Source organism: Aeromonas sp. R6-2 (assembly GCF_040908155.1).
In the GTDB taxonomy this organism is placed as follows: domain Bacteria; phylum Pseudomonadota; class Gammaproteobacteria; order Enterobacterales; family Aeromonadaceae; genus Aeromonas; species Aeromonas schubertii.
Genome location: NZ_JBFODE010000032.1, coordinates 164,263 through 177,586, shown reverse-complemented (window position 1 = coordinate 177,586; position 13,324 = coordinate 164,263). Strand labels below are relative to the sequence as shown.

Here is a 13,324-nt window from a genome sequence, read left to right as displayed (position 1 = left end):
ATGCGACACAAGGTCATCCTGGTGTTGGTGGACGGCCTGTCGGCCAGGGTAGCCCATGGCATGGGCTACCTTGCCGCCCTGGTGGCGGCGGGGCAGGGGAGTCACCATCGCCTCGCGTGCGAGCTGCCCTCCCTCTCGCGCCCCCTCTACGAATGTCTGCTGACCGGGGCCAATCCGGTACAAAGTGGCATCACCCATAACGGGGTGAGCCGTCTCTCGACCCAGATCTCCCTCTTTCATCTGGCCACCCGCCAGGGTCGCCGCACCGCGGCCGCCGCCTACCACTGGGTGAGCGAGCTCTACAATGTGAGCCCCTGGCAGGTGCATCATCGCGTCACCGACGACGAGGGCCTGCCCATTCAACACGGCCTCTTTTACTGGGACGACGGTTACCCCGACAGCCACCTGCTGGCGGATGCCGAGGCCCTGCGCGCACGCCACGATCCTGACTTCCTGCTGGTGCACCCCATGGGGGTGGACGACGCAGGCCACCGCTTCGGGCTGGGTAGCCCCGAGTATCGCAACAGTGCCCGGCGCATGGATGTGCTGCTGGCGGCCGTGTTGCCCCACTGGCTGGCCGCCGGCTATCAGGTGGTGGTCACCGCCGATCACGGCATGAACGAGGATGGCAGCCACGGCGGCACCCTGGACGACGAGCGGCAGGTGCCCCTCTGGCTGCTGGGTGAGGCGTTCGATCACGGCGCCACGGCGCAGGCCATCCCCCAGACCGCCCTGTGCGGGCTGCTGGCCGATCTCATGGGGCTTGAGCACGACAAGGTGTCGCTCCCCTGGCTGCTGGCACGGGAGGGAGTATGACCTCACATCACGATATCGCGGTGGACGCGGCGACGATCGCGCCGCCCGTCACGGTGCCGGTGGGGCGCCCGGCGCGCCGCTGGCTCCCGTATATCTGGCTGCTGCCCTTTGCCGCGCTGTTCTTGCTGTTTCAGGTGGCGCCGCTGGTCTGGGTGCTGGTGGGTAGCCTGCAGACCCCGGACGGGGTGGGGCTCGCTCACTATCGCGCCATCTGGGATTCCCCCTTCTATCGCCAGTCGTTTGGCAACTCGCTCAAGATTGGCCTCTGGTCGAGCCTGCTCGGGCTTGCCATCGCCACCCTGGGGGCGGCGGCCCTGCGCCACAGCAGCGAACGGGTGCGCCGGGTGATGCTCGCCTTTGTCACCATGACCGGTAACTTCAGCGGCGTGCCCCTGGCGTTTGCCTTCATCATCGTGCTCGGGGTCAACGGCGCCCTGACCCTGCTGCTGCGCCAGTGGGGAGTGATCGAGGGGTTTAACCTCTACTCGGGTAGCGGCCTCATCCTCATCTACACCTATTTTCAGATCCCCCTGGCACTGCTGCTGCTCTATCCGGCGTTCGACGCCCTGCAAGACGACTGGCGCGATGCGGCGGCCCTGCTCGGGGCATCCCGCGCCCGCTATGTGTGGCACGTGGCCCTGCCGGTGCTGACCCCGGCGCTGCTGGCCACCTTTATCATCCTGCTCGCCAACGCGGTGGGGGCCTATGCCTCGGCCTATGCGCTCACCACGGGTAACTTCAACCTGGTGACCATCCGCATCGCGAGCCTGGTGTCGGGGGATATCTTCCTCGAGCCCAATCTCGCCGCGGCGCTGGCGGTGTGGCTGATGGCCGCGCTGACCCTGGTCACGGCGCTCAATCAGTGGCTCATTCGCCGTGCCCAACGCTTCAAGGAGGCCGCCCATGGCTAATGCGTCCCTCTCTCATGGCGCGCGTCCCCACGCGCTGACTACCCCGGCACCGCGCTGGGCCCGCGCCAGCCTGTGGGCCCTGACCGCCGTGCTGGTGTTGCCCCTGCTCGCTACCCTGGTCTACTCCCTGTCGACCCGCTGGGGGGCGACCCTGCTGCCGGACGATCTGACCCTGGCCTGGTATGGCAAGCTGTGGAGCGATCCGCGCTTTCTCGCCGCCTTTGGCCGCAGCCTGCTGGTCTGCTTCGGGACCCTGGCGCTCGGTACCCTGGTGCTGGTGCCCCTGGTGCTGGTCATCTTCTACCATGCGCCGCGCCTCGACCCCTGGATGAACCTGCTGATCCTGGTGCCCTTCGCCGTGCCACCCGTGGTCTCGTCGGTGGGGCTCTTGCAGATCTATGCCGACACCCTGGTCGGCACCCCCTGGATCCTCATCGGTACCTGGTTCACCATCATGCTCCCCTTCATGTACCGGGCCCTGGCCAACAACCTGCAGGCTATTCCGCTCAAAGACCTGATGGACGCGGCGCACCTGCTTGGCGCCTCGACTCCGGTCGCCTTCGTGCAAGTGGTGCTGCCGTGCCTTCGCAAGGGGCTGCTCTCGGCCCTGTTCCTGTCGCTCTCGTTCCTGCTCGGGGAGTTCGTGTTCGCCAACATGCTGGTGGGCACCCGTTATGAGACGCTGCAGGTCTACCTCTACAACATGCGCTCCACCTCGGGTCACTTCACCAGTGCCCTGGTGATGAGCTACTTCCTGCTGACCCTGGTGCTCACCTGGGCGGCCAACCGTTTCAGTCGGTGACATCCCATGTTTCATCTCGAAGTGAGTCAACTGCACAAATCCTACGGCGACACCCCGGTGTTTGCCGGCATCGAGTTCGGCATCCGCAAGGGGGAGCTCATCACCCTGCTCGGCCCCTCGGGCTGCGGCAAGTCGACCCTGCTGCGGGCCATCGCCGGCTTGACCGAGGTCGACGGCGGGCGGATCCAGGTGGCGGGGGAGGAGATCACCCACTTGGCGCCGCAAAAGCGCGGCATCGGCATGGTGTTTCAGAGCTATGCCCTGTTCCCCACCATGACGGTCTATGACAACGTCGCCTTTGGCCTGCGCATGAAGCCGCAGCCCGGGCGCGATCTCGACAAGGCCGTGCGCGAGGCTCTCGCGCTGGTGGAGCTCACCCAGTTGGCCGAGCGCTACCCGGCGGCCCTCTCCGGGGGCCAGCGCCAACGGGTGGCCCTGGCTCGCGCCCTGGTGGTGCGCCCGCGCATCCTGCTGCTCGACGAGCCCCTCTCGGCACTGGATGCGCGCATCCGCCGGGTATTGCGCAGCCAAATTCGCGACATAGTGCGTCAACTCGAGCTCACCACCCTGTTTGTCACCCACGATCAGGAGGAGGCGATGACCCTCTCGGATCGGGTCTTCCTGATGGAGAAGGGAAGCATCATCCAGGCCGGCACCCCGGAGGAGATCTACACCCGGCCGGCGAGCCGCTTCGTGGCGGGTTTTATGGGCAGCTACAACCTGCTCGAGCCCGAGGTGGCCAGCCGCCTGCTGGGGCGGCCCTTTGCCCGAGCCGTGGCCCTGCGTCCCGAGACCCTGAGCCTGGCCCAGTGCGCCACCGAAGGGGAGGGGTGGCGGGTGCTGCCCAGCGTGGTGGAGGAGGCGCAGCTGCTTGGCAACGTGGTACGCTACCGGGTGCGCTGCGGCGACACCGACTTCACCGTCGATGTTCTCAATCGCAGCGCCAAGGAGTTACACCCCGTGGGGCGCCCGCTGCAGCTGGTGGTTCCCCTCGACCAACTGTGTGAGGTGGCATGATGGCCCTGGCCCTGTTTGATCTCGATGAAACCCTGCTGCGCGGCGACAGCGCCAGCCTCTGGCTCGAATACCTGGTGGAGCAGGCGCTGGCCCCGGCCGACATGATTGCCCGCGAGCAGGCCATGATGAACCTCTACCACCAGGGCAAGCTGGACATGCACGACTACATGGCCTTCACCCTGACACCGCTGGCCGGCAAGTCCCGCGACTGGGTCGACGGCCACTGCCAGCGCTTTTGCGAGCAGTGGCTGCTGCCGCGTCTCTACCCGCAGGGGCTCGAGCGCATCGACTGGCACCGGGGGCGGGGTGATACCCTGGTGCTCATCTCCGCCTCGGGGGAGCACCTGGTCGCCCCCATGGCGCGCCATCTGGGGATGGAGCACTGTATCGCCATCAACTTGGACGAGTGCGATGGGCGCCTCACCGGCCAGACCCGCGGCGTCCTGAGTTTTCGTGAGGGCAAGGTGGCGCGCCTTCGCGAGCGCTTCGGGGAGGCGGCCAGCACCGGCAGCTTTGCCTACAGCGATTCGATGAACGATCTTCCCATGCTGGAGTGGGCCACCTTTCCCCATGCCACCAACCCGGCCAAGGCCCTGCGCGAGCTGGCGAGGGCGAGGCATTGGCCGGTGCTGGAGTGGCAGTAAAGCAAAGGGCCCACAAGGGCCCTTCTTTTGATGTGAGCCCCCCGGCAAGGGGGGCGCTATCGCACCGGTCATGTACTTCATTACCCGTTGTTCCACGCCCGTCAGGGGTCAATGGTATCGGGTGCACAGGTCTTGCCACTCTTTATGCATAAAAATGCAGTCATGGCCGGTGGTGCCCCGCGGGCTTAATGGTGCTGGCAGAGGTGCCTTGCACTCAGGTAGTAGCGGTGATTCCCTTCCGGATCGATCAACACTCTTGCCACCAGTTCATCGCGACGATGGTATTCCCACCCCTGTTCGAATGGCTCAAATGAGGCATCTATACCCAAAATAGTGAGATATTCGTGAAACTGGCTGGCGTTACCGATTTCGGTCAGGGTCCACTTCATCGCTGCACTCCTTGCATCGAGGTTACCAGAGAATAGTAGGATCACTTTATGAACCTGGTGTGACCGGATATTGATGCTAATCATTTTTACTGCACTTTTATTCTGGTCTGAGCTCTGATCTTGTGGGGTTCCCAAGGGGAGGGGATGTCCACCGTGTAACATTAGTGTCATCTAACGGCCATATAATCGGGCGCAAGCTAACCCTTCTCGAGGTCTTGCATGTCATCGGAAACAATCGCCCTGGCCATGGCGGGCAGCAGAAAACGCCGGGTCAAGGACAAACTGGCCAAGTACAGCGTCACCATAGGGGGATCCCTGGTTCTGGTGGCGCTGCTGCTCATCTTCTTTTACCTCCTCTATGTGGTGAAGCCTATCTTCCACAGCGCGTCGATGGAGGCCGCCGGCACCATCACGTTACCGGCCAAGGGCAAGACGGTCTGGCTCGGCAGTGAAGAGCAAAACGAGATCGGTTTTCGCTTCGGCGACGAGGGGCAGGTGAGCTTCTTTGCCCTGCAGGGCAAAAATGGTTTCAAGGGGGGGCAGCTTATCTCCCAGTCCCAGCTCCCCTTGCCCGTCACCAGCGTCACCCGCTCTCACGGGGATGAAGAGGCGATCGTCTACGGTCTGCAAGATGGTCGTGTGCTCGCGCTGCGCCCCGCCTTCGCCGTCAGCTACCCCAACGATACCCGCGTCATCGCGCCCGAGCTTAAATATCCCTTTGGTGAAGAGCCCATGGTGGTCGATCCCGAGGGCAAGGCGCTCACCCGCATCGCCTTCGAGGCCAACAGCAGCAAGCTGGTGGCGGCGGCCCTGACCGAGGATGGGCGCGGCGTCATGACAGTGCTCGCCGGGGAGCAAAACTTCCTCACCGGCGAGACCGAGTGGAGCAGCAGCAACTACGCCATTCCGACCCTGCCGCGTCACGTGGATCAGATGCTGATGACGCCCAATCAGCGTTATCTCTTCCTGCGCGATGGCAATCGTCTCTCCGTCTATGACATCCGCAACCCGGATGACATCACCCTGCGCAGCGTGCTGGAGATCAATGCCAAGGGGGGCAATGTGACCCGCGTCTCCCTCCTCTCCGGCGCCTCTTCCCTGCTGGTCGCCAACGACAACGGTGTCATCTCCCAGTGGTTCGAGGTAGCCCGTGACGGTCAGCGCGAGTTTGCCCATATTCGTGATTTCGATGCGACCGGGCCGGTCAACGACATGGCCATGGAGACCCACCGAAAGGGATTCGTCGCCACCACCGACAAGGGCACGGTCGATATCTTCCACACCACGGGAGAGACCCGTCTGCTCAGTGAGAAGATGGAGACCGCGGATCTCAACGGTGTGGCGCTCTCGCCGCGCAACAACCTGCTGCTGGTGGAAAAGGGGGACGAGATCCGCGTCTTCAACGTGGAGAACGAGCACCCCGAGGTGACCTGGTCTGCTCTCTGGCATGAGGTGTGGTATGAGGGCTATCCCGAGCCCCAGTTTGTCTGGCAGTCCACCTCCGCCAGCAACGACTTCGAGCCCAAGCTGAGTCTGGTGCCGCTCGCCTTCGGGACCCTCAAGGCCTCCCTCTATGCCATGCTCTTTGCGGTGCCCCTGGGTGTGGCCGGCGCCATCTATACCGCCTACTTCATGTCGGCGGGTCTGCGCAAGGTGGTCAAGCCCACGGTCGAGATCATGGCGGCCCTGCCCACGGTTATCCTGGGCTTCCTGGCCGGTCTCTGGCTCGCTCCCCTGGTGGAGGATCACCTCCCTGGCATCGTCATGCTGCTGATCCTGTTGCCGGCGGGCATGCTCGCCTCGGCACTGGCCTGGCACTATCTGCCGGAGCGGTGGCGCCAGTGGGTGCCGGAAGGGTGGCAGGCTATCTTGCTGATCCCGGTTCTGCTGCTGCTCGGCTGGGGGGCCTTCGCCCTGAGCCCGGTCATCGAGAACCTCTTCTTCCACGGTGATACCCGGATCTGGCTGACCAATGACATGGGCATGAAGTTCGATCAGCGTAATGCACTGGTCGTCGGTATCGCCATGGGCTTTGCGGTCATTCCGACCATCTTCTCCATCGCAGAAGATGCGGTCTTCTCGGTGCCCAAGCACCTGACCCAAGGCTCACTGGCCCTCGGTGCCACCCCCTGGCAGACCCTGAGCCGGGTGGTGATCCTCACCGCCAGCCCCGGCATCTTCTCTGCCGTCATGATGGGCCTGGGGCGTGCCGTGGGCGAGACCATGATAGTGCTGATGGCTACGGGGAATACCCCCATCATGGACTTTTCCATGTTCCAGGGGCTGCGTACCCTGGCGGCCAACATCGCGGTGGAAATGCCCGAGTCCGAGGTGGGCAGCTCCCACTACCGGGTGCTCTTCCTCGCGGCTTTCGTCTTGTTCGTCTTCACCTTCGTCTTCAACACGCTCGCCGAGTTCATTCGCCAGCGACTGCGTGACAAGTACAGCTCCCTGTAAGGGCAAGGAATCAAGCAATGGGAAAGTGGTTTAAATCGGGTACTCCCTGGATCTGGATGACAGCCGGTACCGTCAGCATGAGCCTGGTTGCGGTGCTGGGCCTCCTGCTCCTCATCGGTTGGCGCGGTCTGGTCTACTTCTGGCCGCACCCCATCTATGAGTGGAAGGTACAGGATCAGAGCGGCGCTCAGCAGAGCATCATCGGCGAGCTCTACGACGAAGAGATGGTACCGGTCGAGCGGTTGCGTGCCGCCGGCCTGCCCCTGGCAGGAGAAGAGCGAGAGTCGCTGACCCGCTATCTGGTCAAGACCGGCAACCGGGAGTTTGTGGATCTCGATTTTCGCTGGATCCTCGAGACCGACATCCTGAGCCGTACCCAGCCGGCGGATCTGGCCATGCTCGAGCGCACCACCAACGGTAACTTCTATGGCACCGTGGTCTCCCTCAAGGTCGACGGCCAGGAGGTGGACGGCAGCGATCGCGAGGCGCTGGAGCAGGCTATCGCCCGTGCGGTGGGCCTCAATGCAAAGGCGGACTCCCTGCAGAAGGGGAAGATAGGTGCCATCAACTATCAGCTCGAGAAGATACGCCTCAAGGAGCGCAAGGCCGAGCTGGAGGGGAACCTGACCCCTGAACTCAAGGCCGGTTTTGAGGCCGAGCGTACCCAGTTGCAGGCCGACTACCTGGTGCTGGAGAAGGAGCTCTTCGCCCTGCGTGCCGATGCCGGCCGTGACAGCGTCAGTGTCCGTGACATGCGCGGGGAGGTGGTGACCACACCGCTTTCCAAGGTGCTCGACGTCACCTGGCCCAACGAGATGGGGCTCTTCACCAAGGTGGGCTACTGGTTCCACCAGATAGGCAAGTTCGTGAGTGGCGATCCCCGTGAGGCCAACACCGAGGGGGGGGTCTTCCCGGCCATCTTCGGCACCGTCTTCATGGTGATCCTGATGGCGATCATAGTGACGCCCCTGGGCGTGGTGGCGGCCGTCTACCTGCACGAGTATGCGGGCAAGAACGTGATGACCAAGTTCATCCGAATCGCGGTGATCAACCTGGCCGGTGTGCCCTCCATCGTCTACGGGGTGTTTGGCCTGGGCTTCTTCGTCTACACCCTGGGGGGGAGCATCGACCGGCTCTTCTATCCCGAGGCCCTGCCGAGCCCCACCTTCGGCTCTCCCGGCGTCATCTGGTCGGCCCTGACGCTGGCCATCCTGACCCTGCCGGTGGTGATCGTCTCCACCGAGGAGGGGCTGGCGCGGATCCCGAGTGCCATTCGTCACGGCTCCCTGGCGCTGGGCGCTACCCAGGCCGAGACCCTGTGGCGCATCGTGCTGCCCATGGCGAGCCCGGCCATCATGACCGGTCTCATCCTGGCCATCGCCCGTGCGGCGGGAGAGGTCGCCCCCCTGATGCTGGTCGGTGTGGTCAAGCTGGCGCCGACCCTGCCGGTGGATGGCAACTTCCCTTACTTGCACGTAGAGCGCAAGTTTATGCACCTGGGCTTCCACATCTATGACGTGGGCTTCCAGAGCCCCAACGTAGAGGCAGCGCGCCCCCTGGTCTATGCCACCTCCTTCTTGCTGGTGACCGTCATCGTGGGGCTGAACCTCACCGCCATCGGCATTCGTAACCACTTGCGTGAAAAATTCAAGGCGCTGGATCACTGATCCGGCCCCACCGACTCGAGGTCAACATGATTAACGTCAACACCACCATGCAGCAGCCCCAGGCACTGGATCTGGCCAACCTCTCTCCCGAGCAGACCGCGCTCGAGGTGAAGGGGCTGGATCTCTACTACGGCAACAAGCAGGCCCTCTATAACGTCGAGATGAAGATCCCCAAGGGGCAGGTGACCGCCTTTATCGGCCCCTCCGGTTGTGGCAAGTCGACCCTGCTGCGCTGCATCAACCGGATGAACGATCTGGTGGAGAGCTGCCGCATCGAGGGAGAGATCCTGTTGCACGGCAACAACATCTACGACAAGAGCGTGGACGTGGCGGCCCTGCGCCGCCGGGTGGGCATGGTGTTCCAGCGCCCCAACCCCTTCCCCAAGTCCATCTACGAGAACGTGGTCTATGGCCTGCGCCTGCAGGGGATCAACGACCGCCGCACCCTGGATGATGCGGTAGAGCGCTCCCTGCGCGGCGCCGCCCTGTGGGAAGAGGTGAAGGACCGTCTGCACGAGAACGCGTTTGGCCTCTCCGGTGGTCAGCAGCAACGACTGGTGATCGCCCGTGCCATCGCCATCGAGCCGGAAGTGCTGCTGCTCGATGAGCCCACCTCGGCGCTGGACCCCATCTCCACCCTCACCATCGAAGAGCTCATCAACGAGCTCAAGAAGCAGTTCACCGTGGTGATCGTCACCCACAACATGCAGCAGGCGGCGCGGGTGTCGGATCAGACCGCCTTCATGTACATGGGCGAGCTTATCGAGTACGCCGACACCAACACCATCTTCACCACCCCGGCCAAGAAGAAGACCGAGGACTATATCACCGGCCGCTATGGCTAAGGCATAATCGAGCCAGGTTAAGGATTTCGACATGGATAATATGAATCTCGGCAAACATATCTCGGGCCAGTTCAACACCGAGCTGGAGAACGTGCGCAACCAGGTGCTGGTGATGGGGGGGCTGGTCGAGCAGCAGCTGACCGACGCCATCGCCGCCATTCACGATCAGGATCTGGAGGCGGCCCGCCGCATCGTCGGCAGCGATCACAAGGTCAACGCCATGGAGGTGGCCATCGACGAGGAGTGCACCCGCATCATCGCCAAGCGTCAGCCTACCGCCTCCGACCTGCGTCTGGTGATGGCCATCATCAAGACCATTGCCGAGCTCGAGCGGATCGGTGATGTGGCCGAGCGGATCGCCCGCATGCTGACCGACAACGCCAACAAGCCCCAGCCGCCGCTGGTGTCGCTCGAGAACATGGGGCGTCGCACCATCAAGATGCTGCATGACGTGCTCGACGCCTTCGCCCGCATGGACATAGACGCGGCCGTCACCGTCTATCAAGAGGATGACAAGGTCGACAAGGAGTATGAGTCGGTCATTCGCGAGTTGATGACCTACATGATGGAAGATCCGCGTACCATTCCCCAGGTGCTTAACGTCCTGTGGGCGGCCCGTGCCATCGAGCGGGTCGGGGATCGCTGCCAGCACATCTGTGAGTACATCATCTACTACGTCAAGGGTAAGGATGTGCGCCACACCAAGGGTGACGAGTTCACCAGCCTGCTCGGTAAGCCGTGAGTGATGGCGAGATAAACCAAGGGGCCGTACAGGCCCCTTTGTTATATGGGATCCCTTCCCTTACTCCCCATAGTGGCTAAAGCCCGCTGGCTCGCTGGCGAGCCAGCAACCCGGTGACAGGCCGGTAAAGCGCCGGCAGCTCTTGATAAAGTGGGACTGATCGCAAAAGCCGGCCTGATGGGCGCTCTCGAGCGACTGGCCCGACTGATGCAGTAGCCGCAGCGCCCGCTGGAAACGCGCGATGTGCAGAAACTGGCGGGTACTGATCCCCAGATAGGGTCGCAGGTGTCGCTGCAGGCTGCGTTCACTCATGGCGAGATCCTGCTGCAGAGTGGTTAATGTGGCCCCGTAGTAGAGACGCTCGACCCCCTGCGCCAGGAGGGGAAGGGGGGCGGCACGCCCCATCAGCCAGTCCAGGAGAGCGGTCACTCCCCCCGCTCTGAGGCGCCCCTCTTCCAGGGCCGGCAACCCCAGATCGGCCAGAGAGCAGGGGGTATCACCCACCAGGGTCAGAGGATGACCGAGCAGGGGAAACAGGGCTCCGGAGCGCAGCCTGGCCCCAACCCAGTGCACTGGACCCCGGCTTTGAAAGTGCATCTGGCTGCGGCGTGGCGCCAGCAACAGGGTCTCCCCGGTTAGCCAGCGGCGGGTCATGGACTCCCCGTCGGGGCCACACACCCGGATCTCGACGGGGCAACCCAGATTGCCGATAAGTTCGGCTCCCGTGCCCGGATAGAGGGAGGGCAGGCGCCCACCGGCAGGTATGGACCAGTGCCAGCTTCTGGCCAGCCAGGGCGACAGCGCCGGTGGGGCCGGCCAGTGGCGGCGATGGGAGGCCGGCTCCATCACTGGAACAGGGTGTCGCCGCTGACGTGGCCGAGGCAGGGATGCTTGTCAAAGCGAACCACGCCGACAGGGAGGCGGTCGGCCGCCGCCTCGACCATGCGCGCCACGCCCTGGTGGCCAAATCCGGCACAGAGTTCGATGGCCTGGATCCCCTCGGCGATCAGGGTATCGAGTTCGGCGATTGCCGACTCATAATCGGCGACGGCGATCATTTTCACCTCGACCTGTGCGGTGCGGACCCAGGCCTGGTGCTCGGCGGCACGGGCATGGGGAGCGACAAACATAAAGGCGGCTTTGAATACTCTGGACATGGAGACGACCTCTCTGGTGAATGAGAGACCATGTTAGTGGAAGGAGGGGGAGCAGGATTGTACCGAGCCGCCAGAGAGGGGCGCCGGATCGGCGCCCCGGTTCGATCAGCGGGTCTGGCCCAGTCCCTGACCGGCATCTTTCTTGGCGATCAGCTCAATCTTGTAACCATCCGGGTCTTCGACGAAGGCGATGACGGTGGTGCCCCCCTTGACCGGACCCGGCTCGCGGGTGATCTTGGCGCCGGCGGCGCGCAGGGCGTCGCAGGTGGCATGGATGTCGTCCGCCTCCAGGGCGATGTGGCCGTAAGCCGACCCCAGCTCATACTCGCTCACCCCCCAGTTGTAGGTGAGTTCGATGACGGCCTCGTCCTTCTCGTCGCCATAGCCGACGAAGGCCAGGGTGTACTTGTACTCGCTGTTCTCGCTCTGACGCAGCAGCTTCATGCCGAGCACGCGGGTGTAGAAGTCGATGGAGCGCTGCAGATCACCGACGCGCAGCATGGTATGCAGGATTCTCATGGATTATGCCTCCGGGTAGACTTTCTCTTTGTATTCGCACAGATCTTCGATGATACAGGAGCCGCAGCGGGGCTTGCGAGCCAGACAGGTGTAGCGCCCGTGCAGGATCAGCCAGTGGTGCACGTCGAGCTTGAATTCGGCCGGTACCACCTTGAGCAGCTTCTCTTCCACCTGATCCACGTTTTTGCCCACGGCAAAGGCGGTGCGGTTCGAGACCCGAAAGATGTGGGTGTCGACGGCGATGGTGGGCCAGCCGAAGGCGGTGTTGAGCACCACGTTGGCGGTCTTGCGGCCCACTCCGGGCAGGGCCTCGAGGGCCTCGCGATTTTCCGGCACCTCGCCCCCGTGGCGCTCGAGCAAGATGGCGCAGGTCTTGATGACGTTCTCGGCCTTGGTGTTAAACAGGCCAATGGTCTTGATGTACTCCTTCACCCCGTCCACCCCGAGTGCCAACATGGCTGCGGGGGTATTGGCGACGGCATAGAGCTTGTCGGTGGCCTTGTTGACGCTGACATCGGTGGCCTGGGCCGAGAGCAGCACGGCGATAAGCAGCTCAAAGGGCGAGCTGAAGTTGAGCTCTGTGGTTGGCTTGGGGTTGTTCTCCCGCAGGCGCTCCAGGATCTGGCGTCGTTTCTCGTTGTTCATGAAACTCCTTTACAACTCGGTGGCGCGGGCACCCGCAGCCGGGACGGCGCAGTGAGCTCGCTCGGCACTCTGTTTGCCACGCCACTCGTTGATGGCGTTCTTGGCGGCGATGAGCAGTCCCAGGCCGATAAAGCCCCCCGGCGGCAGGATGGCGATCATCATGGAGGCATCGGCCGGCAGCACCCGCACATGGAGTACGCTGGCCCAGCTGCCGAGCAGCTGCTCGGCACCGTCAAACAGGGTCCCCATGCCGATGATCTCGCGCATGGCTCCCAGCACGCAGAGTACCAGGGTGAAGCCAAGCCCCATCATCAGCCCATCGAGCAGGGCATGCAGCGGCGGGTTTTTCACCGCATAGGCCTCGGCGCGACCAATGATGATGCAGTTGGTGACGATGAGGGCGATGAAGATGCCGAGAGATTGATAGAGGCCATAGGCGTAAGCGTTCATCAGCAGTTGCACGCAGGTCACCAGGGCCGAGATGATCAGCACATAGACGGGGATACGAATATCCTTGGGAACATAGTGTCGCACCAGAGAGACGGCCAGGTTGGAGCCCATCAGCACCGCCATGGTGGCAAGCCCCAGCCCGAGTGCGTTGGTGAGGGTGGAGGTGACCGCCAGGGTGGGGCACAGACCCAGCACCTGCACCAGGGCCGGGTTGTTCTTCCACAATCCCTCGGCCATCAGACTCTTGAATTCGGCCTTCATGG

15 protein-coding genes are annotated in these 13,324 nt (G+C 63.5%); 9 read left to right on the top strand and 6 right to left on the bottom strand.

Annotated features, from left to right (window positions below; all coding sequences use genetic code 11):
• From AB5Y48_RS07710 to AB5Y48_RS07690, 5 genes are read left to right on the top strand one after another with little or no spacing between them, the layout of a single operon-like run.
• Window positions 1–816 (top strand): alkaline phosphatase family protein, encoded by an 816-nt coding sequence (locus AB5Y48_RS07710; RefSeq protein WP_368164116.1) that lies wholly within the window; start codon window positions 1–3, stop codon window positions 814–816.
• Window positions 813–1,727, top strand: coding sequence for an ABC transporter permease (locus tag AB5Y48_RS07705; protein ID WP_368164115.1), 915 nt, complete (start codon window positions 813–815; stop codon window positions 1,725–1,727). The genes AB5Y48_RS07710 and AB5Y48_RS07705 overlap by 4 nt, the downstream gene beginning before the upstream one ends.
• Entirely contained in the window at window positions 1,720–2,529 is an 810-nt protein-coding gene (locus AB5Y48_RS07700) for an ABC transporter permease (protein ID WP_368164114.1), read from the top strand. The genes AB5Y48_RS07705 and AB5Y48_RS07700 overlap by 8 nt, the downstream gene beginning before the upstream one ends.
• Before the next feature lie 6 nt (window positions 2,530–2,535).
• Window positions 2,536–3,546 (top strand): ABC transporter ATP-binding protein, encoded by a 1,011-nt coding sequence (locus AB5Y48_RS07695; RefSeq protein ID WP_060586569.1) that lies wholly within the window; start codon window positions 2,536–2,538, stop codon window positions 3,544–3,546.
• Window positions 3,546–4,190, top strand: coding sequence for an HAD family hydrolase (locus AB5Y48_RS07690; protein ID WP_368164150.1), 645 nt, complete (start codon window positions 3,546–3,548; stop codon window positions 4,188–4,190). Before AB5Y48_RS07695 ends, AB5Y48_RS07690 begins: the two co-directional genes overlap by 1 nt.
• Window positions 4,191–4,375: 185 nt before the next feature.
• On the opposite strand, the gene AB5Y48_RS07685 is transcribed toward AB5Y48_RS07690, so the two are convergent.
• Entirely contained in the window at window positions 4,376–4,579 is a 204-nt protein-coding gene (locus tag AB5Y48_RS07685; RefSeq protein WP_050665501.1) for a hypothetical protein, read from the bottom strand.
• 219 nt (window positions 4,580–4,798) lie between these two features.
• Here AB5Y48_RS07685 and AB5Y48_RS07680 point away from each other — a divergent pair, with 219 nt between their 5' ends.
• The 4 genes from AB5Y48_RS07680 to phoU are packed head-to-tail and all read left to right on the top strand — an operon-like array spanning window position 4,799 to window position 10,290.
• Entirely contained in the window at window positions 4,799–7,036 is a 2,238-nt protein-coding gene (locus AB5Y48_RS07680) for an ABC transporter permease subunit (protein ID WP_368164113.1), read from the top strand.
• A gap of 17 nt (window positions 7,037–7,053) precedes the next feature.
• Complete coding sequence (gene pstA / locus AB5Y48_RS07675) at window positions 7,054–8,703, top strand: phosphate ABC transporter permease PstA (protein WP_368164112.1); 1,650 nt, start codon at window positions 7,054–7,056, stop codon at window positions 8,701–8,703.
• Between the two features lie 26 nt (window positions 8,704–8,729).
• Entirely contained in the window at window positions 8,730–9,548 is an 819-nt protein-coding gene (gene pstB, locus AB5Y48_RS07670; protein ID WP_005363598.1) for a phosphate ABC transporter ATP-binding protein PstB, read from the top strand.
• A gap of 31 nt (window positions 9,549–9,579) precedes the next feature.
• On the top strand, window positions 9,580–10,290 hold the full coding sequence (gene phoU, locus AB5Y48_RS07665) for a phosphate signaling complex protein PhoU (protein ID WP_050665504.1): 711 nt from the start codon (window positions 9,580–9,582) through the stop codon (window positions 10,288–10,290).
• A 60-nt stretch (window positions 10,291–10,350) separates the two neighbouring features.
• Here the strand turns inward: phoU and AB5Y48_RS07660 are convergent, their stop codons facing one another.
• The 5 genes from AB5Y48_RS07660 to AB5Y48_RS07640 all read right to left on the bottom strand — a co-directional run bounded on the left by AB5Y48_RS07660 (window position 10,351) and on the right by AB5Y48_RS07640 (window position 13,322).
• Entirely contained in the window at window positions 10,351–11,136 is a 786-nt protein-coding gene (locus AB5Y48_RS07660; protein WP_368164111.1) for a helix-turn-helix domain-containing protein, read from the bottom strand.
• Entirely contained in the window at window positions 11,136–11,447 is a 312-nt protein-coding gene (locus tag AB5Y48_RS07655; protein ID WP_368164110.1) for a DUF6506 family protein, read from the bottom strand. Before AB5Y48_RS07655 ends, AB5Y48_RS07660 begins: the two co-directional genes overlap by 1 nt.
• Before the next feature lie 105 nt (window positions 11,448–11,552).
• Window positions 11,553–11,966 carry a lactoylglutathione lyase gene (gloA, locus tag AB5Y48_RS07650; RefSeq protein ID WP_136613697.1) on the bottom strand — a complete coding sequence of 138 codons (414 nt, stop codon included), beginning with the start codon at window positions 11,964–11,966 and terminating at the stop codon, window positions 11,553–11,555.
• Window positions 11,967–11,969: 3 nt separating this feature from the next.
• The gene (gene nth / locus AB5Y48_RS07645) at window positions 11,970–12,611 is read right to left on the bottom strand and encodes an endonuclease III (protein WP_060586553.1); all 642 of its coding nucleotides are present in this window, start codon (window positions 12,609–12,611) and stop codon (window positions 11,970–11,972) included.
• Between the two features lie 9 nt (window positions 12,612–12,620).
• Window positions 12,621–13,322 carry an electron transport complex subunit E gene (locus AB5Y48_RS07640; protein WP_050665509.1) on the bottom strand — a complete coding sequence of 234 codons (702 nt, stop codon included), beginning with the start codon at window positions 13,320–13,322 and terminating at the stop codon, window positions 12,621–12,623.
• Window positions 13,323–13,324: the final 2 nt, after the last annotated feature.

Excerpts from the sequence above, each read along its gene's own strand:
- AB5Y48_RS07690 (WP_368164150.1), top strand. The coding sequence starts at position 3,546 with ATGGCCCTGGCCCTGTTTGATCTCGATGAAACCCTGCTGCGCGGCGAC.
- AB5Y48_RS07695 (WP_060586569.1), top strand. The coding sequence starts at position 2,536 with ATGTTTCATCTCGAAGTGAGTCAACTGCACAAATCCTACGGCGACACC.
- AB5Y48_RS07700 (WP_368164114.1), top strand. The coding sequence starts at position 1,720 with ATGGCTAATGCGTCCCTCTCTCATGGCGCGCGTCCCCACGCGCTGACT.
- pstA (WP_368164112.1), top strand. The coding sequence starts at position 7,054 with ATGGGAAAGTGGTTTAAATCGGGTACTCCCTGGATCTGGATGACAGCC.
- pstB (WP_005363598.1), top strand. The coding sequence starts at position 8,730 with ATGATTAACGTCAACACCACCATGCAGCAGCCCCAGGCACTGGATCTG.
- AB5Y48_RS07680 (WP_368164113.1), top strand. The coding sequence starts at position 4,799 with ATGTCATCGGAAACAATCGCCCTGGCCATGGCGGGCAGCAGAAAACGC.
- AB5Y48_RS07705 (WP_368164115.1), top strand. The coding sequence starts at position 813 with ATGACCTCACATCACGATATCGCGGTGGACGCGGCGACGATCGCGCCG.
- gloA (WP_136613697.1), bottom strand. The coding sequence starts at position 11,966 with ATGAGAATCCTGCATACCATGCTGCGCGTCGGTGATCTGCAGCGCTCC.
- nth (WP_060586553.1), bottom strand. The coding sequence starts at position 12,611 with ATGAACAACGAGAAACGACGCCAGATCCTGGAGCGCCTGCGGGAGAAC.
- AB5Y48_RS07685 (WP_050665501.1), bottom strand. The coding sequence starts at position 4,579 with ATGAAGTGGACCCTGACCGAAATCGGTAACGCCAGCCAGTTTCACGAA.
- AB5Y48_RS07655 (WP_368164110.1), bottom strand. The coding sequence starts at position 11,447 with ATGTCCAGAGTATTCAAAGCCGCCTTTATGTTTGTCGCTCCCCATGCC.
- AB5Y48_RS07640 (WP_050665509.1), bottom strand. The coding sequence starts at position 13,322 with ATGAAGGCCGAATTCAAGAGTCTGATGGCCGAGGGATTGTGGAAGAAC.
- AB5Y48_RS07710 (WP_368164116.1), top strand. The coding sequence starts at position 1 with ATGCGACACAAGGTCATCCTGGTGTTGGTGGACGGCCTGTCGGCCAGG.
- AB5Y48_RS07660 (WP_368164111.1), bottom strand. The coding sequence starts at position 11,136 with ATGGAGCCGGCCTCCCATCGCCGCCACTGGCCGGCCCCACCGGCGCTG.
- phoU (WP_050665504.1), top strand. The coding sequence starts at position 9,580 with ATGGATAATATGAATCTCGGCAAACATATCTCGGGCCAGTTCAACACC.